Below are 21,033 nucleotides of genomic sequence, written 5' to 3'. Positions count from 1 at the left end.
CGACGCAGGCTTGCATGAGCGAGGGGAAGTGTCGCAACATGTCCCTTGGGGCACCCAGGGGAGAGCAGGCAGATACTATGTCATTGAAGACAATGATCGCGGCCAGCCCGATCGCCGCGGTGATCAGCGATCCGCGCCTGCCTGACAATCCGATCGTCGAGTGCAATGCTGCCTTCTCGGCGCTCACCGGCTATGGGCCGGAGGAAATTCTTGGACGCAATTGCCGCTTTCTCGCCGGGCAGGGCACCGAGCCCGAACTGACCGAGACCTTGCGCGCCGCCATCCGGGAGCAGAGGCCGGCGCTCGTCGAGATCCTCAACTACCGGAAGGACGGAACGCCCTTCCGCAATGCCGTGCTGGTCGCGCCAATCTTTGGCCCCGGCGGCACTCTCGAATATTTTCTCGGCTCGCAAATCGAGGTCGACGAGACCGGCGAGGCGGTTGGAGGACGGAGCACGCGAGCGCGCGCCCAGATCGAGGCGCTCTCGCCGAGGCAGCGCGAGGTGTTGAAGCTGATGGCGAGCGGACAGCTCAACAAGCAGATTGCCTTCACGCTGTCGCTGTCGGAGCGGACGATCAAGATGCACCGCGCTGCGCTGCTGCGCGCGCTCGGCGTCGAGACCACGGCCGATGCGATCCGGCTCGCGGTCGAGGCCGGCTTCTAGGGACCGCTCCAGCTTCCCTTTGAGGCATATGGGATATCGCGCCGCCGCCGATTAAGCTTCAGGCAGCCGGACCGGCTTTGTGGCCGTGAGGAGAGGCATTTGAACGGCAAGCGCGCCTTGGTGATCGGAAGTGGCGGCGGTATCGGCGCCGCGCTTGTCGATCAACTTGTCGCATCGGGCCGATTTGACCGCATCTATGCCGGGACCAGGCGGCCCGACGCTTCGCGTCGTCCCGATGTGACAACGCTGACGATCGACATACTGGACGACGACACGCTTGCCGAGGCAGGTCGCCAGATTGCCCAAGATGGCGCTCTCGACCTGTTGATCGTGGCGACGGGCCTGCTGCATCGCAGGACTGACATCCGTCCTGAAAAAAGCCTCCGGCAGCTTGAAGCATCGGTGATGGCCGAGGTCTTCGCTGTGAACAGCATCGGGCCCGCGCTCGTCGCAAAGCATTTTCTTCCCTTGCTTGCCCGGCGGCAGCGAGCCGTCGCGATATTTCTTTCTGCTCGCGTAGGTTCGATTGCGGATAACAGACTTGGCGGATGGCACAGCTACCGAGCTTCCAAGGCGGCGCTCAATGCTCTGGTGCGATGCTTCGCGATAGAGCTCGGCCGCAGCAATCCGGAAGCGATAGTCGCGGCACTGCACCCCGGAACAGTCGACACGCCGCTCTCGGAGCCGTTTCAGGCGCGAGTAGCTGAATCATCGCTCTTTAGTGCGAATAATAGCGCGATGCACATTCTGGGCGTCATCGATCAGCTATCGTCAACGGATAGCGGCGGGTTCTACGGCTGGGATAGAAGGCCTATCCCGTATTGACGAGCTAGCAGTCGCTTCAAGAGGCTCCGCCTCTTTGCCTGTCCGCTTTAGCGAATATTGTGCCAGAAGCAGACCGACGGCAAGCGGCCAAGCGGCGCCGCAGAAACGCAGTTCGTTCGATGACGGCGAAATGCCGTCGCGCTATATCTGGAAAATTCGAGGCGGCGAGCAGCGCAGTTTATAGCACAACGTTACACAGCGGCATCAAAGCAGCGTTGCGGCTCGGCGAGCAACACGTGTTTATGATCGCATTCAAGCCATGATTTCGCGAATCCGGTGCGCGAGCGCATCCATCGCAAAAGGCTTGGTAATGAGCGCCATGTTAGGCGCGAGCCTCCCGCTTCCGATGACAGCATTCTCCGCATAGCCCGTGATGAAAAGAATTTTCAGGCTAGGGCAAAGGCTGAGAGCGGCATCGGCTATCTGCCGTCCGTTCATGCCGCCAGGTAGACCGACGTCGGTGATCAGAAGATCGATGACCTTCTTTGCCTGCAGGATCCGCATCGCGCTCGGCCCGTCGAACGCCTCGAGAACCTGATAGCCCAATTCCTCGGCCACTTCGGCGACGAGCATGCGGATCGTCGGCTCATCGTCGACGACCAGCACATTGCCGCGTGCCGGCGCGGAGCCATCGATCGATGTTGGCGCGGGCGGATCGGAATCGACGGTTTCTGGTTCCTCAACGCTCATGTAGCGGGGAAGATAAATGCACATGGTCGTTCCCATCCCGACCTCGCTGTAGATACGAACCTGTCCCCCCGATTGACGAGCAAACCCGTAAATCATCGACAGGCCGAGGCCTGTTCCTTCGCCAAGTGGCTTGGTCGTGAAGAAGGGATCGAAAGCGCGCGCGGCGACATCGTCGGTCATGCCCGTCCCGGTGTCGGTCACGCAGAGGGACACATATTGGCCGGGTTCGAGATCGCGTTCTCTTGCGCCGCGTCCGTCGAGCCATTTATTGGCCGTCTCGATCGTGATCCGTCCGCCCTCGGGCATCGCGTCGCGCGCGTTGATGCACAGGTTGAGAATGGCGTTCTCGAGCTGATTGGTGTCCACCAGCGTCGTCCACAATCCCGCCTTGCCTACCGTCTCCACCGTGATCGAGGGGCCCACCGTTCGGCGCACCAATTCCTCGATGTCGAAGATCAGCCGGTTCACGTCACACGGCTTGGGATCGAGCGTCTGACGGCGGGAGAAGGCGAGTAGGCGGTGCGTGAGCGCAGCGGCACGCCGGACCGCGCCCTGCGCGGCAACCGAATATTTGTCGATCTCCGCGACGCGTCCCTGAGCGATGCGGATCTGCATCATTTCAAGCGACCCCGAAATGCCGGTCAGCAGATTATTGAAGTCATGCGCGATGCCGCCTGTGAGCTGGCCGACAGCTTCCATCTTCTGCGATTGCCTGAGCGCCTCTTCGGCACGGTCACGCTCCGCCGCGGTTTCTTTGACTTCTTCAACCAGCCGCGTGCGCTCCTGCTGAAGCCGGCGCTCTACCGCTTTGCGAGCCGATACATCAAGCATTGCGCCCACCATCCGGATCGGCGCGCCATCTTCACCGCGAATGACATAGCCTCTGTCGAGAACGTCGGCGAAGCTCCCGTCCGCACGGCGAAAGCGATATTCGTCAGTCCAGTCACTCGCGCCTCCGTCGATCACATGATGGATACTCGCATCGATCCGCGCGCGGTCTTCAGCGTGAATTTGCGCTAGCCACCATTCGCCGGTCGGGACAACGTCGTCGGGCTTGTGACCGTAAGCGCTTTCAAGAGCGGCGTTCCACGTCACATGATTGGTCCGAAAATCCCAGTCCCAGATCGCATCGTTCGTGGCGCGTCCCGCTAGACGAAGGCGCTCCTCGACCTCGCGCAGCCTGGCGCTGGCCTCGCGGTCGCGCGTAACATCCTGCACGGTGCCGATGAGCCGAACAGGCTCTCGGCCGTCGAAAAATGCGAGGCCCTGGGCACGAATGTGACGAAGAGCCCCGTCTTAGACCCCAACCGTCCGATACTCGACGTCGAACCGGTGACTTCCATCGGGATCGAGCGCCGCGGCGACGGCGCGGTCTGCGCGCTCGCGATCATCGGGGTGGAGGCCGGCGAGAAATGCGCTTTCGTAGCTGACCGGAACTCCCGGCGACAGACCGAAGAGCGCACGGCACCGGTCATCCCAGGAAAGACTCCCTTCGCGCGGGCGATAATCATAACGACCAAGCTCGGCGGCGCGTGTCGCGAGCTCAAGTTCTTCGCGACTGGCCTTGAGCGCCGCGTCGCTGCGCGCACGATCGACCGCCTCGCGAATGCGAAGCGCGACATCCTCGACGAGCGCAATTTCGCCCGTCGTCCATGCGTGCGGCGCGTCCTTTTCTACGTAAAGCAGCGATTCCAGCACGCCTTCGCGTGTCATGGGACAGAGAATCTCTACCGCAATATCGTGCCGCGAATGGTCATCTGATTTGTGTCCCGTCGTGACTACGGTGTCACCTTTGGCGAGCTCGCCGTTCGTCGCTCCCTGCAATCGTGAAACCTCGCCGCTGCGCGACGCGCCGTCTTTCGTCCATTCAGACGCGATTCTCAGGCCGGCCTCGCCGGCGTTCGAAGCGAATCCGCACCGTGCCGCGCCGAGATGGGTGCCGAGCCGCGTGGCCGCTGCCGCGAGGATCGCCACGGGGTCCGCGAGATCGCGCAGCTCTGTAAGCAGGGCGAGTTGAAATGCCTGACGCTCAAGCAATTCCTCGCGGCTTAGCTGATCGGATCGTGGCATGCGTCTCCCGTTCGCATGGGACGATCCGCCACCTTGGCCGACCCTTGACAATTTCCCCGCGGATGAACGTTATAGGGACGATTTCGTTCCGGTAAGAGCCACGCCACTTTGCAACAAAATCCGCACGGGGGCGTATGGGGTATCACGATGAGCCGCCCGCTAAGCGGGCGAAATGGAGGCTGTTGACCGCGTGACAGATCATGAGGAGCTCGACGCCGGAGCGAGCGGGACCGAACCTTCGGCTGGGGCCACTCTTGGCGATCATCGACGCGAAACCACGCTGACCCATTCTGGCCTCGACGAGCGAAGCAATATCTTCTTCGCCGCAATCGAGATGACCAGGATGCCGATGATCCTGACCGATCCGAACATTGCCGATAATCCGATCGTCTTCGCGAACAAGGCCTTCCTCGATCTGACCGGCTATGAAGAGACCGAGGTTCTCGGGCGGAACTGCCGTTTCCTGCAAGGGCCGCAAACCGATCGCGAGCTTGTCGCGGACCTCCGGTCTGCAGTCGCGAACCGCCAGTCGATCGCCCTCGAGATATTGAACTACAAGCGCGATGGGACGCCGTTCTGGAATGCGGTCTTTATCGGACCGGTTTATGACACTGGCGGCAAGCTTCTGCATTTCTTCGCAAGCCAGCTCGATGTGACGCGGCGGCGAGAGAGCGAACAGGCGTCGCAGCAGGCCCAAAAGATGGAGGCAATCGGTCAGCTCACCGCCGGGCTCGCGCATGATTTCAACAATCTGCTTCAGGTCGTGAACGGTAATCTCGAATTGCTCGGGACCCGGATCGAGGATGAGAAACAACGAAGCTATCTAGCGCGTGCGCGCGGGGCAGCGGAGCGCGGCGCCAAACTCACGGGCCAGCTCCTCGCGTTTGCGCGCAAGACGAGGCTGACGCCCAGGGCTGTCGATGTGAACGATTGCATCAACGGCTTCGCCGACATGCTTGAGGCATCGCTCGGCGGCCGCATCGAACTGCACCTGTCGCTCCGGCGCGGCCTTCCAAAGGCGGTCGTCGATCCCGAGCAGCTCGAGATGGCGATCCTCAATATTGCGCTAAACGCGCGCGACGCCATGCCGGGAGGCGGCGTCCTGACGATTGCAACGGCGAAGGTCCATCTGAACGGCGATGCACCGGCCCGGGGACTCTCTCCGGGTGACTATATCTCGGTCGAGCTCGTCGACGAGGGCGAAGGCATGGCGCAGCATGTGATCGCGCGGGCGGTGGAGCCGTTTTTCACGACCAAGGCTACCGGGAAGGGGACAGGGCTGGGCCTTGCGATGGCGAGCGGCTTCGTTCTGCAATCGCGGGGGCGGCTCGAAATCGAGAGCGAGGTCGGCAAGGGCACCACCGTTCGCATTCTTTTCCCCGTCTCGACATCTGACGATGCGGAATTGCCGGTTGCGGGTCCGAAACAGTCTGTCGAACGCGGCGAGGCCCATATTCTCTTGGTCGAAGACGATGCCGAAGTCCGCGCGCTGGCGCGCGAAAATCTCGAGGACGCTGGTTATCGCGTAACGGTCGCGGAGAATGGTGACGCGGGTCTCGTGGCGCTTGAGCACCTGCTTGCCACCGACATGGTGGATCTAGTCTTCACCGACTTGGTGATGCCCGGAAACCTGGATGGCATTGCGCTCGCGGAAGCAGTCCGGCGGCTCGCACCTCAAGTGCCCGTGTTGATGACCACGGGCTATAACGAGGACTTAGTCGTCGAAGGACCACTTCGCAGCGAGCGTGACGTGCTTGGCAAACCCTATCGCCGGGCCGACCTGCTCGATCGCATCGCACAGGCGCTGGCGCACAGGGATGAAAATTCTGCTCGGCGACGCCCGTCTGACTTCGGTGCTGCCGAGGAATGATCGTTTCAATCGCCCGGTGGGTAAACGGCCTGTTGCACTTCAGAAACCAAGCCCCCGGTCTCGGTCAATGCCTCAACGGCTGACGTTGCGACCTCGCACCCAAGCGCACTTGCAGTGTCGCACCTGTAAATTGTCCAGACCGCGGGACCGTCGCTGACCATTCTCGCCAACGAAGCCCGAGCTGCAATCTGCCGCAACGGACCTAATGGCAGCTCCTTGCATTCTGATGCCATCAGCAGACTGTCTCCTGTCGGCCACAACGAACGATTTGCCGAAAAAGAACACCCGCCCGATCGAAATCGGACGGGCGTAAGATGAAGAGCTGAGTTTCCTGAAAGGAAGAGCTCTCTTGGGTCGCATGGCGCGCCTAGCTTCGCTGGTAGACCTGATATTGTACCGCGACGCCAAAAAGGGAGCAGCTCTCGCGCCTCAGGGCTTGACCGCAACCGGAAGACGGAATGGTGCGCCAAGCCTGTTGAAGGCGTTCATCGCCGCGATCGCGATCGTCAGGTCCACGAGGTCTTTCGGCTCGAATGCCTCGGCTGCTGCTGAATAGGCCTCGTCGGAAGCATGGGTCTCGCTGACACGCGTGACTTCCTCCGCCCAGGCCAAAGCCGCGCGATATTGGTCTGGGAACAGATGCGGGACTTCATGCCACACCGGAAGCAGCGCGATCTTGTCGATCGGCATGGTCTTGAGAAGGTCCCGGGTATGCAGATCGATGCAGTGAGCGCATCCGTTGATCTGCGAGACCCGGAGGAAGACGAGGTGAATCAGTTCTTCAGGTAGGGCCGTGCTGGTGGTGACATAATGGTGCACACCGTAGAGCGCCTTCGCTCCAGCGGGAGCCACTTCGGACCAATTCAACCGGTTCATCTGATCTTCCTTTCTTCCTGAGCCAAAATAGGCGTCACCATGCCTGACGAGCGGGATTCTTCCGCTGTGACATCCCGCGCAAAAAATGCCGGTGGACCGAATGCTGTCGAATGGGATCGGAAGAAAGGTCCGAGATTGATCTAGCGCAGTGTACCGATCAGGCCGCGCCAAGAAACGAGGGGCCACGGCATTGTCGTACAGCGACGGAATGTCCGCATATCTGGAATTGGAGTTGAAAGCCGCCCGACCCAATCGGCCATTCCAATCGCCAACCGGCAAGCGCCAAAAAAGACGCCCGCGCGGCCGAAACCGTGCGGGCGTCAGATGAAGATCTCGGTTTCCTGAAAGGACGAGGTCTCCTGGGTCGCACGGCGCAGATAATGTCGAGGGCCGGGTAATTATTGTACCGCTGCGCCAAAAGAGCTGCCCTGGCGCGCATTGGACGTCGACCACCGGTTGCTTCAGATAGGAACCGTTCGGTAGGCAATCGGCCGCTCATGCGGTTTGTTCAGCCGGTGTTCGGCTGCGCGCCGCTACGTCCGGTCCATGATTGAAGGAGACGGGCCATGAAAAAATATATCGCCGCTGCGGTCCTCGCTGCACTCGCCGTCCCCGCTGGCCCGGCGCTGGCGGATCCGCCGCCTTGGGCACCGGCGCACGGCAAGCGCGCCAAGGATCGTGGTCTTTATGACGGATATGGGCGCTACTACGAGCCTCGCCGCATTTCGCACAACGACCGTATTTGGCGGAGCAAAGATGGCCGCTACCACTGCCGCCGCGAGAATGGCACGACCGGATTGATCATCGGCGCCGCCGTCGGTGCGCTCGTCGGGCGCGAACTCGATGGAGGGCGTGATCGCACGGTCGGCACAATCATCGGCGCGGCCGGCGGTGGCTTGCTCGGACGGGCTATCGATCGCGGTGAACTGAAATGCCGCTGATGTGAAAGGACGGCGCGAGAGGGACCAGTCTGCTCGCGCCGTCCCCTTGGACACCGCACGCAGTGGGGGTGCGGGCGGTGACGAAAAATCTATCCGACAGTCTGATCCCGCGGGCGAGGTGCCTTCGTCACGCGCAGACCGGCTATGCCCGCCCGGTCGATAGTGCGGCGCCACGATTCCAGTTCTTCGCCGCTGAGACGGTATCTTGCGCAGTCGTCGGCCAGCCCGATCAATCCGCCATCGATCGCGGCAAGCAACTCCGCCTTGCGGCGCGCGACCCAATAGCCTGCCGTCGATGAGGGCAGATCGTCGATTGTCAGCGGCCCCACCGGCCCGGCGACCGATGTCGGCCTTGTCCTAAATTCGAGCACTGCGAACTCTCCATTCGCTCGGCTGCTGCCGTATGAGTGCCCCCCGCGGCAAAAATGCGGTTTCGAGGTTAACAAGAGGTTGCGGAGGAGCATTGTATGCGGCCAACCGTTCGTCGATCATGGGTGGCGACGGGCCAAACTGCGTGTCGAAGGGAGCGCTGCGACCCTCTCAATGATCGCCGCTATTGCCAGGCTGGGCGGAATGCTGCAGCCTCAATGCTGTAACGGGGGGAAAACAGATGCGAACTGCGAATATGATGGTGGCGTTGGCGCTGATGGCAGTACCGGCGCAGGCTCAGACGGTGCCTGACTTGCCGGCAAATCCGGCCAAGGCGATCGATGGCGAATGGTATGGCGTCGACCACAAGATCAAGCTGTCCGTGGCAAATGGCGTGGTAACGATCGTGGAAAACGACACCGCTGATCCATACCTCAAGAAGATCGCGGCACCTCCTGGAACCGTCATCGCTCGCATCACGGGCGTGGAATCGACCGGACCCAAGTCGGCACGGTTCGTCGGCCAATGCCTTGAATTGATCGACACCTCGCGGTCGGACACCATAGCTTGTCCTACGCATGCTTTTGTGCAGTCGGCAGCTTACGGCGGCAAGCCAGGCCTGACGATCAATTTCTGGACCGCCGCTTTCCTTCGCAAGGGCAATATTCCGGAATATCAATGGCAATATCGCAAGTGAGCGATGAAAGAAGCGAAGGCCAGTCGCTGCGCGGCAAACGATAGCGCTCACGTCAAATCTGGCCTGATTTTTGCATGTGAGTTCTCGCCGCAAAACAGGCGAACCAGCTTGCTCCGATGAAAGGGTTCCGATCTTTTTGTTCTGTCGGCCGCGATGCGAGAAGCGGGCGCGGGTGAGGGAACTAGGGCAGTAAAATGATGGAGGATCGGCGATGAGAGTGGATGCGCCGCGGCCGGGCGGGACAAAGGCTCACCTTGTGAGGCATCAGGCGAAGCGAGGCGCGACCCATTGCCGGCATGTCATCGCCGGGTTCCTCCTCGCGGTCATCGGCCCTTCCGCGGCAGTCGGCGCTTCCGTGCCTCCAGCCGTTGACGGCAGCCAGGCCGACAGGGATGCCGCCGCCGCTCGGATCGCAGCGCAAGCGATCGACGCGGGTCACCCTGCCGAAGCGGCGGGCATCCTCGAAACGCTGGTGGCCCCGCGCCATCATATGCTCGCGATCTTGCCCGCGTGGCATCGCGATCTGGCACGCGCTTACGTCGCGCTCGGCCTGATCGATGGCGCCGCTGGCCAGTATCGGCTCGCCTTGGCCGTCGCGCCCGACGACGAAGTGGTCGCGCTTGGCGACGAGCTTGCGGCGATCCTCGCCAAGGAAGGGAGCGCAGGCATCGTGCCGGACACGCTGGGGCCGAACGGCGCCAAATATTTTGACCTTCACTGGGTCGATCGCGGCAACGGGACGCTCGATTTCGCGGCCGCCTTCACGCTGCCGCAGGATGATGCCGACGGAGCGGCGTATACGGCGGCGACCTACCGCGCCGACTGCCTTGCGCTCAAGTCGCAGCTGCTCGGGGGCGCCGCCTTCTCGAGTTCGGGCGCGAAGCTGCGGTCGTTCGGCAAGGGTGAGGCCGCGAAGCCGGCTAACGACCTGGCGGACCATAGTCTGAGAATGATCTGCCGTCGCGATCCGGCCCAGCAGGTTAAGCGTGTGCCCGCAATCGACGGCCGCACGCTGCTCGCGCGCTACCGCGCGCAACGCGCGCAGCGGACCGCTTCGGCGCCATCCGGCGGCGAGAGCGGCGCCCACGAGGCCGCGTGCCGCGCGCATGTGGAAATGTTCGTCGGGCAGCTCGCCGCCGAGGGACAGGTATCGGGGCCGAGCTGGCAGGTGCGCGACTGGTGGGACATCCGGACGGAGGATTTCTCCGAGGAACGCCGCGCCGCGGCCACGTCGGCGGTCACGGCGCTCGCTCGCGCCGACCCGGGCGCCGCACGCGCTTTCCAGCAGGCCTGCGTGCAAGAAGCGCTGTCGGGCGGAGCCGTCCCCGGCATGTAGCCGTCTGCCGCTGCCGAGCTTGCACAAATCGGTTTCACGAGCACTGCGGGTGTTCGAAATAGTGCTTTGGCGCCCGAGGCGGCGATCGCGAGGCCGGTGAGGCGCAGCGATCTTGCTTGCGTCCTTCGCGCGCCGCGATAGGTCGGTCAGGGGTCGCGCTAGGGCAGGGGGCGTGCAATTGATCCGGTACAAATCATGGTTGCTCTTCGGGGCGCTTGCCTTGGCGGCGCCCGAGGTTTCCGCCAAGCTGTCCGTCGACCCCGTTCCCGCGAGTGCCGAGCTGAACGATGCGCTCGCCGCCAAACGCTATGACGAAGCGATGACTTTGGCACGCCGCGAGCATGAAGCTTGCGTCGCGGGCAAAGGGTCCGATCCTTGCGTCGGACTGCTCGCCTTGCAAAGCGATGCGCTGACCGCCTGGGCGGTGGATCATGGTGATTTCGATCGCGACGAAAAGGGCGAAGGTATGGCCCTTCGCACCGCGCGCCTCCTCCACGCCCAGGTGAACAGGCTAAAGGGCTCCGATGGGCCGATCTTCGCGTCGGCGTTCGGCAACCTCGGCGAGATGCTGTCCCTCTACGGCTGGCCGGTAGAAGGCGAGCAGTATTTGCGGGACGGGCTGCGATACAACATCGTGCGGGCAATGGAGTTCCAGGGAACCGAGCGGCTCTCCGATGCGGCGCTCCGCACATCGCTCCTGCGGCTGACCCGCAACCTTGCGCTGCAGGGCCGCAATGAGGAGGCGCGCGGTTATCTCGCCGCCGCCGACAGCCTGCTCTCGACGTTGGCAATGATGGGCTCCCCCGAAGCTAAACGCGCGCTCCCCGATTTTCTGGCGGTTGCGGCGTTGGTGCCGCGCGAAGCGGCCGGTGGCGCTGCGGATTATGTCGAGGCGGCGGCCAGGTATGAATGGGAACGCGAGCATAACGGCGAGGGATGGGACCCCGATGACTGGGCGGCAGTCCGGGGTCGCCTCGCCCGCGACGAGATCGCTTTTCTCGCGCGGAGCGGGAACATGGCAAAGGCGGTGGCGCGCTTCGATGCCGAGCCGGACCTGCTCCGCGGCGGGCGAGGCGCGTCGCGTCTCGAATTTCGGACCCGGCTCGGCGCTGCGCTCGTCGCTGAGGGGCGCGCTAACGAAGGCGCCCCGATTCTCGCCGAGGCAATGCCGGTCGTCGATACGACTTGGGACAGGAGCGACGACCGGCGCATCGATGCGCATGCGGCGCGCGGCGCCGCCATCCTCGCGCTCGATCCAGGGCAGCACGCCGATGCCGCGGCCGAATATCGGCAGGCTGTCTCAGGCGCGGTGGCGCGGGTCGAGGCGGCCGACACAACCGAGGGGCTTGTTCGCGCCGTCCGGCGCTACCGTCCCGTCTTTGAGGGACTGCTCGGCGCCCTTCTTCCCGAAGCGGCGAGCTCGCTCACGCGCGGAGAAGCGTTCGAGGCGGCCCAATGGTCGTCGATCGGCGAGACCGCGGCGACACTCGCCAAGGTTTCGGCACGCACATCGCGCAGCAACGGCCCGGTCGCGGAAAAGGAGCGGTTCCGCGAGGAGGTGCGCGCGAGCGTTGCGTCGCTCAACCGCGAGATCGCGCAATGGCTATCGGTTCCCGGCAGCCCCGATACCGATCGCGAGTTGCTCGGAAAATTCTATTTGCGCGACGTTGATGCCGTGATGGACGAAATGTCGACCGAGGAGATCGCCGCGATCGACCCCGCCTATGATCAGCTCGTCAAGCCTCGGCCGATCGCCGCCGAACGAGTGCAGGCGCTGCTCGACAAGGACGAAGCCGTTCTTTTCTTCCTTTCTGACGAGCGGGGCACGTCGGTCTTTGTTCTGACGCGCTCGGGATTTACATGGCATCGTTCGCGCCTGACCCGCGATGCCTTGGCGAAGAGCGTTGAGCGGCTGCGCGGTCAGATCAAGCGCGACCTTCGCGAGCGCTGGGCCGGGAGCGTCGACAATTTCGACGAGCAGCTTGCGCACAATCTGTATCAGGAGCTCATTGCGCCCATCGAAACGTCCCTCGGCGGCGCAACACGTCTGATGACCGTGACGCCAGGTCCGCTGAGCAGCCTGCCGTTGACCTTGTTCGTCACCGCGGGTGCCGACACGCAGAAGCCGCAATTTCTGATTGATCGTTACGAGATTTCGACGCTGCCGTCGGTTTCAAGCCTTTACTCGTTGCGTTGCCTGCTTCGGCCTGCGGGTGATCGCCCGGCCGGTTGCGGCCCTGGACCCGGACGCAATCGTCCGCCATCGCAGACGATCCTGTTCGCTGCGGGCGATCCGGCGCTCAAGGGTCATCCAGGCGACGACCGGGGTATCGTGGAATATTCGGAACTGTTCCAGCGTGGCATAGCGGACCCGGCCCGGATCATGGCGATGCCTTCGCTTCCAGGCACGCGCCGCGAGATCGAGGGCGTGCGATCGATGTTCGATCCTGGACAGACTATTGCTCTTATGGGCTCCGCGGCGACCGAGGGATCGGTCAAGTCGAATCCCGGGCTGGCCAATGCACGCTATGTCCTCTTTTCGACGCACGGTCTGCTGGCGAGCGAGACGGGGCTCGATGGCGAGCCGGGTCTCGTCTTCACGCCGCCATTAGCGGGGGCGCAGTCCGACAGGGAGGATGGTCTTCTCACCGCCTCGGAAGCCGCGCAACTGAAGCTCGCAGCGGATATCGTCGTACTGTCGGCGTGCAACACGGCAAGTTCGAACGGCAGCGCCGAAGCGGACGGGCTGTCGGGCTTGGCGCAGTCTTTCTTTTATGCTGGCGCGGGTTCGCTTCTGGTGTCGCACTGGCCGCTCGACGATGAGGCCGGGGCCGAAATCGTCACGCATCTCTTTGCAGGCATCGAAAAGCATCCCGGCGCTCCGGGGGCTGCGTTCCGGCAGGCGATACTGGCGCTTCGTGCAAAAGACGATACCTCGTCTCCGGCGGTTTGGGCGCCGCTCGTGTTTGTCGGGACCACCGACCGGGGCGTGCGGTAGCGGGAGTTCGGGTGCTCGCAGTGCGTTATGAGTTCAGGTCGCCCTCCAAACGTCCGCTGAGAGCAAATTTGGTCTTGCATCCGCCCGTCGCTACCGGCCAGGTCCAGCGTCGGCGCTGGCTCGCAGCGAACAGGTGGCTGAATGGGATGGCAAGCGGATGCAGCAGTCGGCTGCTCAAGAGCGAGTTAGCTTCGTTCCAGAAAAATAGCCTCCGGTATCTCTGGGGCGGACCACAGAGCGCCATAGCTAATCATATTCATCAGAGCGATCTGGTCTTGGTCGAAATGGAACGAGTAATAAGCGTGGACCGTGACGAACGGATTGCACTCATTCTCGGGCGTGGCTTCAATTCCTTGTGCACGCGCGATCACCAGATCGCCCACTGGCGTGGCTTCCAGCAGTTGAAACGGTTGCGGAGCGGGCCACCGAAAACTGGCCCGTCGCATGCTCTCGGTCGAGCGCTCGATTTCTTCGAACGACCCCGCTTGACCGATCTTCTCAAAAAACCTTTCGACGAGTCTCAAACGTTTTTCTTGCGCCTGCTTATCAAATACAGGGTCTGGGCGAGGCGATGATATCTGACAAGACATTGCCGTTCCCGGCATAAACCGTGGCGCACGCCACCGCTGTGATTGCCTTCCGCCTGCCGATCATCGGTCGCTCCCCAAACATATAGTGGAGGATACATACAAAGCCGGTGCCCGCAATCGGTCGCTTTCGGTCGTGGCTATCCGGCGCGCCGCGGATGTCCGCCTCTCTCCGTCTCCCGCCAAAACCGGGCCGTTCTTAAATGGCCACAAGCGGTTGACGCGCCAAAGAGCGCTTGCTGATTGTCTCGTAGCATGTGCGGGCCAAGGCAGCAGGATAAGAGGTCAGACGGCTCGCGCGATCGACCTGCTCAGCCGGGATAAGGCGATTCCCTCAATAGTCGGGCAAGATGCGTGGCATTAGCGGCCACCATTTTGGCGGTCTCGGTTACTTTGCTGGGGCGATGCTGAAGATCCTTGAAATCGACTGAACCCATCGCCTCACCGACCCAGTAGCAGGCGGCGACAGCGGGAATCGTCCATCCCACATCGTTCAGCGCCTGAAAGATTTGCGACGAAGCATTATGCGCGCCGTCTTCGTTGCCGACGATCGCGGCAACGGCCACTTTCGAAAAGCTTGGCATCCGCCCCTTGTCGTCGGTCTCCGACAGGAAGGCATCCATTCGTTCCATCACAAGCTTGGCGACGCTTGATGCTTGACCCATCCAGATCGGTGTGCCGAAGATGAGAATATCGGAGCCGAGGATCGCCTCGCGAATTTGCGGCCATTCGTCGCCGCCACCCTCGTTCGAGGTGACACCCCATTTGATGCTGTGCGCGGCGATACGGATGGGCTTGCCGACACGGACGCCTTCCGCCTCGAAATATTCGGTAAGCACCGCAAGCATGGCATCGGTCGAACTCTTGCGGCCACGCGCCGACAGCGAGCAATTGATCGCGGTAGCGGTAATCGGGGCCATATCGTCTCCTTTACCCCGCCGGGGTGAAGCGCGCGCCGGTCGCGGTTGGTTCCGATGTCATACTGGCGGCGTACTCGGAATGACGATGAGCGTCAGCTCTCGACCCGCCTTGGGCGAGTTCCGACAGGGAGTTCATGTTGAAAATATCGGTGCCGCCGAGCGCGGGCAGCCAGAAGGGGCCGCCAAAGCGGCCCCTTCCTGTCGGCTTGCCGGGTCAGTCGAGCTTGGGACTGACGACGCCCGAGCTGTAGCGCAGATTGTTCTGCACATGTTTGACGCCCGTGACGTCGTCGGCGACATCTTCGGCGCGGCGCTTCGACCGGCGATCCTCGACCGTGCCGGAGAGCGTGACTTCGCCATCTGCGACGCTGACCTCGATCTCGGAGGCGTCGATCCAGACATCCTCGGTGAGACGGTCGTTCACGTCCTCGCGGATGCGCTCGTCGGAGCGGATATAGCTTTTGGGACCGCGGCCGCGATGATCGAGTTCACGGCGACGGCGCGCGTCGCGATCGCCGAACCAGGAAAGCACTTCGTCGCCGGCGCGGTCGAGGAAGCCGCGTTCCTCCGGGTCATAATCGGGGCTGCGCGTCCGCGGATAATTGCCGTAAGGCGAATAGCCCTCGACCGGGAAATAGCCGAACTCGCTCGGCCAGTAGTTGCCGCCGCGCGAACGATCCTCGCCTCGGGCTTCGCCGGCAGCATCGTAATAGGCGTCGCGGCGGGGCGTGCGGTCGTAACGGGGCCAATCGGAGCGCTCGGCGCGGCGGACCGGCCGGCGATAGTCGCCCGCGCGCTCAGCCTCCCAATTATCGCGGCGATATTCCTGCTCGCGATAGGCGCGGCGCGGGCGGCGCTGCTCGCGCTCGTCTTCCTCGATCGCCACAAAAGCGCGCGAGGCATCCTCTGCGCGGCCGCGGTTGTAGCGACCCGACGATGCGCCGGTGTCGGGGCTGCTGTTGTCGCTATAATCCCAGAGCGGGGTGCGGTCGTCGAACCTGTCCATGATCCATCTCCATTTGTTGAGGGGGGCGGGCAGGTTGCCGGGAAGGGAGGCAACCCCCCGTCCCGCCGAACCGACGCATGAAGTGGGGGCAAGTTCCCGATCTGGGCGCAATATGTCGCGCTGCGACGTCAATGCATCGACGAATGTGACTCGATCTCTCCAATGGGCAGCTGGCGTCGCCGGCGCTGCCGAATTCTCATGGAGAATCAAATCTGGAAAGGATCATACCCAGTGGGCCGCGCGTGCTTTGCGTCCGGCGAACTTGCCGCTGGGGAACCGGATCTCTCCAACGCATCTTTCCAAAGCCTTCCCAGCTCGACGTCGATCCAGTCGGCTGCAAAAGGATCGAGGCCAGAGCCGGGATAAAGGCAAAACTCGCCGAAAAGCGGTTGGCAGTCGATTTCGTAAAAATCGACCCGAACGAAGGCTAGGTTCCCGGCAAGCGTCTCTGCAGCTTGCAGCATCGCCCCGAGGGAGGAGGGTCTGGAAGGTCGATCGGCGGCAGGCACGAGCTGCCGCCAGTTGCGGTCATGCAATATCCAGCGGTGACGGACACCGCGCCCCAAATGTACCTGGACGTGCGTCGCGACACCGCCAAAGACGTAGATCTTGTAGTCGATTGGGAGAGGACGTGCGCCGCCGAGCAACGGCTCGGCGAAAACGCCACGAGGCACATTGCGATAAGCCCATTCGTCGAGCCAGCGGCCGTACTCCCGGCGCTGCCACCGGCGCGCGGCTCGCTGGACCTGCTTCCAGCGTTGGCAATCCGGAAACGTCTCCAGGATTTGATACTGGTTACACCCATGACGCGCTTTGACGATAGATGGGAGGGCGAACGGAATGAAGCGCGGCAGCATCTGGCCCTGCCAGAGCGTCGGTATGATCCAGTTTGCGCCGAGTTGCTTCGAGGCCAAGCGTTTTGCCTCAAGCTTATCCAGCAGCATCGTTTGCAACGGTGACCGATCATTCAATTTGCGGAGCTGGACGAGCTCGGTGAAGCGCGTCGGATTGAGCAAGTCGGGCAGGCGTCGATGACGCAAGGCGTAGAGAAGGGCAATCCGGTGCGCGGCTATCGAGGAGCCGACATTGTCCACTTTCGCCGGGTCTTCCGAGGCGCGCGAGAGTTTCATGCCATGTCGGTCTCACGGCTGAGCGAAGTGTGGCCGCTATCGCGGAAGCTCGGCCGATCCAGGTTTATATCGCGGCAAAGCTGCATGCGGATACGAACGACGCGGCGCAGAAAACGCTCCCGGCATATCATCGACCAACCTCCGATCACCTAGGCAGCGCTCAGGCGCTCGGGTGCGACCAACCGGTGAGGAACGCGTGATCGCGCGCGCCGCTGCGGATCGCGTGCAGCATCGCACGTCTCAACCTCGGATCTTCATGAACGGGCAAAGGAAGATTGCTACCGGTCAGCCTATTCGAGCGAAGTGGGGGGAAGTGGGGAGGGGAAGACCCCGGCGTGACTATACCCAAACAGAAAAAATGCTGACCGTGTATCCGATGATTTGATTGGAGCATCCGCTTGCCTCAAACATTAGGCGCGTAGCACACTCCGACGGCCAAGCTGAGCGATATGTCGTTGAGTCGGATATGCGCGCCGATATTCGGACAACGTTGGGGAGCGGCGCGGACGACGATTGAATGCGTACGCCGACGGCAATTCGACTGAGACGTGGGATCGAACAGCCGCGGCGATACGCGAAGCGATGCACATGGCGGCGGCAGACCGACCGATCACCGTCGAAGCCCGTGCGCCGTTCAAATGCAGTTGGCGAAGAAAGGTTGCAAAGATGAGACGCACGGTCGCCGCCATTCTGGAAAATTGTCGAGGCTGCCCTCGACGCGATCACGGCCTCAGGCCTCGGTGCGGCCATTGCCGATAGACGAGGACGGAGAGCCGCGCGCGCGGGCAAGGGCGGGAACGACGATAGCCGCGGCGCATTGGTCATGAGACAGCAAAGGAGCTTTCCGATGACCAAGGACAATATACTCGCCGGCTGCAGGATCCTGATCATGGCGACAGATGGCTTCGAACAATCCGAGCTTGAAGTGCCATTTCAGCGTCTGGAGGACGCGGGAGCGGAGGTCGAAATCGCATCGATCGACGACGACGATATTACCGGCTGGGACGAAGACGATTGGGGCGACGAGGTCGAAGTCGATCTCAAGATCGCCGACGTCGACACCGACCGTTATGACGCGCTCGTCCTGCCGGGCGGCCAGATCAATCCCGACTTGCTGCGGGTCGAGGATAAGGCGATCTCGATCATTCGGGCCTTCTCAGGTGCTGGCAAGCCGGTTGCCGCGATTTGCCATGCGCCGTGGCTTCTCGTCGAAGCCGGGCTCGCATCGGGCAAGCGGATGACGAGCTACAAGTCGATCCGCACCGATGTTGCCAATGCCGGCGCGCAGGTGGTCGATGAGAGCGTCGTGGTCGACGGCAATATCATCACCAGTCGCTGTCCCGACGACCTGCCCGACTTCTGCAATGCGATCGTCGCAGCGGTGGCCGATCGCAAGGCGCGGGCGTAGCTGTGCCGAGCTCAATACGGGACTGTTGAATTGTGAAAAGGCGATCGCGTGCGGGCACGGCGATTCTTGCGATAAGCTGTCGAAAGCGGCGGGAACTCGCTGTTTTATGGCGCGTCGCTTCAAACCCTACCGCCCAGGCAGTTTGGAAAGAGGATGACCCACATGGGACAGAACGACCAGCAGGGCGGCCAACCCGATCGCAATCCGAACGAGAATCCCGGCCAGCAGGAACAGGAGGATCAGCAGCGTCGCCAGCCCGGTCAGGACAATGACCAGGACCAGGGACACCAGGCTGGCCGCGACGACGAGAATCGTCAGAACCGCCGACGTCGGAAAGAAGAGTGACGCCGAGGCGTCCTCTCGGGGCAGGGCCGCACTTCGATGCGGCCCGGCCTTTTCTATTCCCCGGTTGCGCCCGTTCCAGGTGCAACCTTCCTACCACTTTGGCATTCTCCCTTCATCGATCGCGGACAGCGGAATGGGAAGGAGAGGCCCGTGCGAACGATTGAGATATGGCCCGACGAAATCGAGGGCGGCGACACCGAGCGAGAGGGTGTCTTCTACGCGACTAAGCGCTTCATCGACAAGGAAGCCGAAACAGCCGTCGTGATCTATCTGCAACCCGAGATCGAGCGAGGCATGATCGCCGATCTCTACGGCTGGGCGCAAAGCCGCGGCATGACCGGTCGAACGAACTGAATAGGAAGCATGGGTTGGCAAGCGGTCGCCCGCCCGGATCGGAGCGCCCCTTGGCGGCCACCTTTTCAATGCGGAGAAGCGGTTCGATGCAAGTCAGTCAGCACGGCGTTCCAGAATGCGATCTCTTCGTCATTGCCGCGGTCGCGCGACCATTGCACCTGCCTGGAGACGATGAAGTCGGCCTGTTTGCCATGCCGCAGCTTGATCTCCGACACACAATTTCGAATATTATGACCTCCGAACGGCATTGCCGATCTCCTTGATGCTCCGCACAGAAACGTGGCAGGTGAGGGCGGCGGTTTCCCGCCGCCCTCGATATGTCAGAAGTCCATCGCCGGCATCGGCGCGGCCTTCTCCTCCTTCGGCAGCTCCGCGACGAGCGCCTCGGTGGTGATCAGCAGCGACGCGACCGACGCGGCATCCTGCAGCGCGGTGCGCACGACCTTGGCGGGGTCGATCACGCCCGCTTTGACGAGGTCCTGATATTCGCCGGTGGCGGCGTTGAAGCCCCAGCTATATCCGTCACTCTCGAGCAGCTTGCCGACGATCCATGCACCATCCTCGCCGGCATTGTCGGCGATCTGGCGCGCCGGGGCGCGGAGCGCGCGGCGAACGATGTCGATGCCCGACTGCTGGTCGTCGTTCGCGGCCTTGAGGCCTTCGAGCGCCTTTAGCGAGCGAAGGAGCGCGATGCCGCCGCCGGGAAGAATGCCTTCTTCCACGGCCGCGCGTGTCGCATGGAGCGCGTCATCGACGCGGTCCTTCTTCTCCTTCACTTCGACCTCGGTCGCGCCGCCGACACGGATCACCGCGACGCCGCCCGCGAGCTTGGCAAGCCGCTCCTGCAGCTTCTCGCGGTCATAGTCGCTGGTCGTCGTCTCGATCTGCTGGCGGATCTGCGCGATACGGCCGTCGATATCCGACTTCGCGCCGACGCCATCGACGATCGTCGTATTATCCTTGTCGATGACGACCTTCTTGGCGCGGCCGAGCATATTGATCGTGACGCTCTCGAGCTTGATCCCGAGCTCCTCGCTGACGACATTGCCGCCGGTGAGCACCGCGATATCCTCGAGCATCGCCTTGCGGCGATCGCCGAAGCCCGGCGCCTTGACGGCGGCGACCTTGAGCCCGCCGCGCAGGCGATTGACGACGAGCGTCGCAAGCGCGTCGCCCTCGACATCCTCGGCGATGATCAGCAGCGGCCGGCCCGACTGGACGACGCTCTCGAGGAGCGGCAGCATCGCCTGCAGGTTCGAGAGCTTTTTCTCGTGGATGAGGATGTACGGATCGTCGAGCTCGACCTTCAGCTTCTCGGCGTTGGTGATGAAGTAGGGCGAGAGATAGCCGCGATCGAACTGCATGCCCTCGACCGTTTCGAGTTCGGTCGCGAGGCTCTTGGCTTCCTCGACGGTGATCACGCCCTCGTTGCCGACCTTCTCCATCGCCTCAGCGAGAATGCGGCCGACTTCTTCGTCGCCATTGGCGGAGATGGTGGCGACCTGCGCGATCTCGCTGTTCGCTTCGACCGACTTGGCGTGCGCCTTGAGGTCCTCGACGACGGTGGTGACGGCAAGGTCGATGCCGCGCTTGACGTCCATCGGGTTCATGCCCGCGGCGACCGCCTTCGATCCCTCGCGGACGATCGCCTGCGCGAGCACGGTAGCGGTCGTGGTGCCGTCGCCGGCCTTGTCGTTCTGCTTGCTCGCGACCTCGCGCAGCATCTGCGCGCCCATATTTTCGAACTTGTCGGCAAGCTCGATTTCCTTGGCGACGGTGACGCCGTCCTTGGTGATGCGCGGTGCGCCAAAGCTTTTGTCGATCACGACGTTGCGGCCCTTCGGGCCCAGCGTGACCTTCACTGCATTCGCAAGCGTATCCACGCCGCGCAGCATGCGATCACGCGCGTCCGACGCAAATTTCACTTCCTTGGCAGCCATTTTGAC

Annotated in this window: 20 protein-coding genes; 10 read left to right on the top strand and 10 right to left on the bottom strand. The window is 62.7% G+C overall.

The genetic code is table 11. The annotated features are described in order from the left end of the window. Positions 1–77 precede the first annotated feature (77 nt). On the top strand, positions 78–665 hold the full coding sequence (locus V6U71_RS13470) for a PAS domain-containing protein (RefSeq protein WP_411338933.1): 588 nt from the start codon (positions 78–80) through the stop codon (positions 663–665). 99 nt (positions 666–764) lie between these two features. Beyond that, on the top strand, positions 765–1,490 hold the full coding sequence (locus V6U71_RS13465) for an SDR family NAD(P)-dependent oxidoreductase (RefSeq protein ID WP_411338932.1): 726 nt from the start codon (positions 765–767) through the stop codon (positions 1,488–1,490). A gap of 252 nt (positions 1,491–1,742) precedes the next feature. Here the strand turns inward: V6U71_RS13465 and V6U71_RS13460 are convergent, their stop codons facing one another. Beyond that, the gene (locus tag V6U71_RS13460; RefSeq protein ID WP_411338931.1) at positions 1,743–3,398 is read right to left on the bottom strand and encodes a PAS domain-containing hybrid sensor histidine kinase/response regulator; all 1,656 of its coding nucleotides are present in this window, start codon (positions 3,396–3,398) and stop codon (positions 1,743–1,745) included. Positions 3,399–3,476: 78 nt separating this feature from the next. Beyond that, a complete protein-coding gene (locus V6U71_RS13455; protein WP_411338930.1) occupies positions 3,477–4,250 on the bottom strand; it encodes a PAS domain-containing protein in 774 nt (257 codons plus the stop codon). Positions 4,251–4,422: 172 nt separating this feature from the next. Between V6U71_RS13455 and V6U71_RS13450 the strand changes: the two genes are divergently transcribed. Next, on the top strand, positions 4,423–6,120 hold the full coding sequence (locus V6U71_RS13450; RefSeq protein WP_411338929.1) for a histidine kinase famiy protein: 1,698 nt from the start codon (positions 4,423–4,425) through the stop codon (positions 6,118–6,120). 429 nt (positions 6,121–6,549) lie between these two features. Here the strand turns inward: V6U71_RS13450 and V6U71_RS13445 are convergent, their stop codons facing one another. After that, complete coding sequence (locus V6U71_RS13445; RefSeq protein ID WP_056350192.1) at positions 6,550–6,996, bottom strand: carboxymuconolactone decarboxylase family protein; 447 nt, start codon at positions 6,994–6,996, stop codon at positions 6,550–6,552. 566 nt (positions 6,997–7,562) lie between these two features. Here V6U71_RS13445 and V6U71_RS13440 point away from each other — a divergent pair. Further along, positions 7,563–7,937 (top strand): glycine zipper 2TM domain-containing protein, encoded by a 375-nt coding sequence (locus V6U71_RS13440; RefSeq protein WP_058538768.1) that lies wholly within the window; start codon positions 7,563–7,565, stop codon positions 7,935–7,937. Between the two features lie 89 nt (positions 7,938–8,026). On the opposite strand, the gene V6U71_RS13435 is transcribed toward V6U71_RS13440, so the two are convergent. Next, complete coding sequence (locus V6U71_RS13435) at positions 8,027–8,308, bottom strand: DUF1153 domain-containing protein (protein WP_411338928.1); 282 nt, start codon at positions 8,306–8,308, stop codon at positions 8,027–8,029. Positions 8,309–8,547: 239 nt separating this feature from the next. Between V6U71_RS13435 and V6U71_RS13430 the strand changes: the two genes are divergently transcribed. The 3 genes from V6U71_RS13430 (at position 8,548) to V6U71_RS13420 (ending at position 13,337) form a co-directional block, all read left to right on the top strand. Beyond that, positions 8,548–9,003: a hypothetical protein gene (locus V6U71_RS13430; protein ID WP_411338927.1), complete on the top strand. Its 456-nt coding sequence runs from the start codon at positions 8,548–8,550 to the stop codon at positions 9,001–9,003. A gap of 355 nt (positions 9,004–9,358) precedes the next feature. Further along, positions 9,359–10,339, top strand: a complete 981-nt coding sequence (locus V6U71_RS13425; RefSeq protein WP_411338926.1) for a hypothetical protein — start codon at positions 9,359–9,361, stop codon at positions 10,337–10,339. A gap of 178 nt (positions 10,340–10,517) precedes the next feature. Next, the gene (locus V6U71_RS13420) at positions 10,518–13,337 is read left to right on the top strand and encodes a CHAT domain-containing protein (protein ID WP_411338925.1); all 2,820 of its coding nucleotides are present in this window, start codon (positions 10,518–10,520) and stop codon (positions 13,335–13,337) included. Positions 13,338–13,522: 185 nt separating this feature from the next. On the opposite strand, the gene V6U71_RS13415 is transcribed toward V6U71_RS13420, so the two are convergent. From V6U71_RS13415 to V6U71_RS13400, 4 genes are all read right to left on the bottom strand, one after another. Beyond that, a complete protein-coding gene (locus tag V6U71_RS13415; protein WP_411338924.1) occupies positions 13,523–13,861 on the bottom strand; it encodes a hypothetical protein in 339 nt (112 codons plus the stop codon). A gap of 374 nt (positions 13,862–14,235) precedes the next feature. Beyond that, positions 14,236–14,844 (bottom strand): flavodoxin family protein, encoded by a 609-nt coding sequence (locus V6U71_RS13410; protein ID WP_411338923.1) that lies wholly within the window; start codon positions 14,842–14,844, stop codon positions 14,236–14,238. A gap of 214 nt (positions 14,845–15,058) precedes the next feature. After that, positions 15,059–15,850 (bottom strand): BON domain-containing protein, encoded by a 792-nt coding sequence (locus V6U71_RS13405; RefSeq protein WP_411338922.1) that lies wholly within the window; start codon positions 15,848–15,850, stop codon positions 15,059–15,061. Positions 15,851–16,056: 206 nt separating this feature from the next. Then, complete coding sequence (locus tag V6U71_RS13400) at positions 16,057–16,980, bottom strand: ATP-grasp fold amidoligase family protein (protein WP_411338921.1); 924 nt, start codon at positions 16,978–16,980, stop codon at positions 16,057–16,059. Positions 16,981–17,827: 847 nt separating this feature from the next. Here V6U71_RS13400 and V6U71_RS13395 point away from each other — a divergent pair. The 3 genes from V6U71_RS13395 (at position 17,828) to V6U71_RS13385 (ending at position 19,087) form a co-directional block, all read left to right on the top strand. Continuing rightward, positions 17,828–18,388 carry a type 1 glutamine amidotransferase domain-containing protein gene (locus V6U71_RS13395; RefSeq protein ID WP_411338920.1) on the top strand — a complete coding sequence of 187 codons (561 nt, stop codon included), beginning with the start codon at positions 17,828–17,830 and terminating at the stop codon, positions 18,386–18,388. A 162-nt stretch (positions 18,389–18,550) separates the two neighbouring features. Beyond that, a complete protein-coding gene (locus tag V6U71_RS13390) occupies positions 18,551–18,733 on the top strand; it encodes a hypothetical protein (RefSeq protein WP_294048412.1) in 183 nt (60 codons plus the stop codon). A 150-nt stretch (positions 18,734–18,883) separates the two neighbouring features. Continuing rightward, positions 18,884–19,087, top strand: coding sequence for a hypothetical protein (locus tag V6U71_RS13385; protein WP_411338919.1), 204 nt, complete (start codon positions 18,884–18,886; stop codon positions 19,085–19,087). A 65-nt stretch (positions 19,088–19,152) separates the two neighbouring features. On the opposite strand, the gene V6U71_RS13380 is transcribed toward V6U71_RS13385, so the two are convergent. Both V6U71_RS13380 and groL read right to left on the bottom strand, forming a co-directional pair. Continuing rightward, positions 19,153–19,335: a hypothetical protein gene (locus V6U71_RS13380; RefSeq protein WP_411338918.1), complete on the bottom strand. Its 183-nt coding sequence runs from the start codon at positions 19,333–19,335 to the stop codon at positions 19,153–19,155. Between the two features lie 72 nt (positions 19,336–19,407). After that, on the bottom strand, positions 19,408–21,027 hold the full coding sequence (gene groL, locus V6U71_RS13375) for a chaperonin GroEL (RefSeq protein WP_411338917.1): 1,620 nt from the start codon (positions 21,025–21,027) through the stop codon (positions 19,408–19,410). Between the last annotated feature and the right edge of the window lie 6 nt (positions 21,028–21,033).

It is taken from the genome of Sphingopyxis sp. J-6, assembly GCF_046603995.1.
Lineage (GTDB): Bacteria > Pseudomonadota > Alphaproteobacteria > Sphingomonadales > Sphingomonadaceae > Sphingopyxis.
Note: the sequence above shows the minus strand (reverse complement) of the source record. Positions and strands in the feature narration are given on the sequence as shown.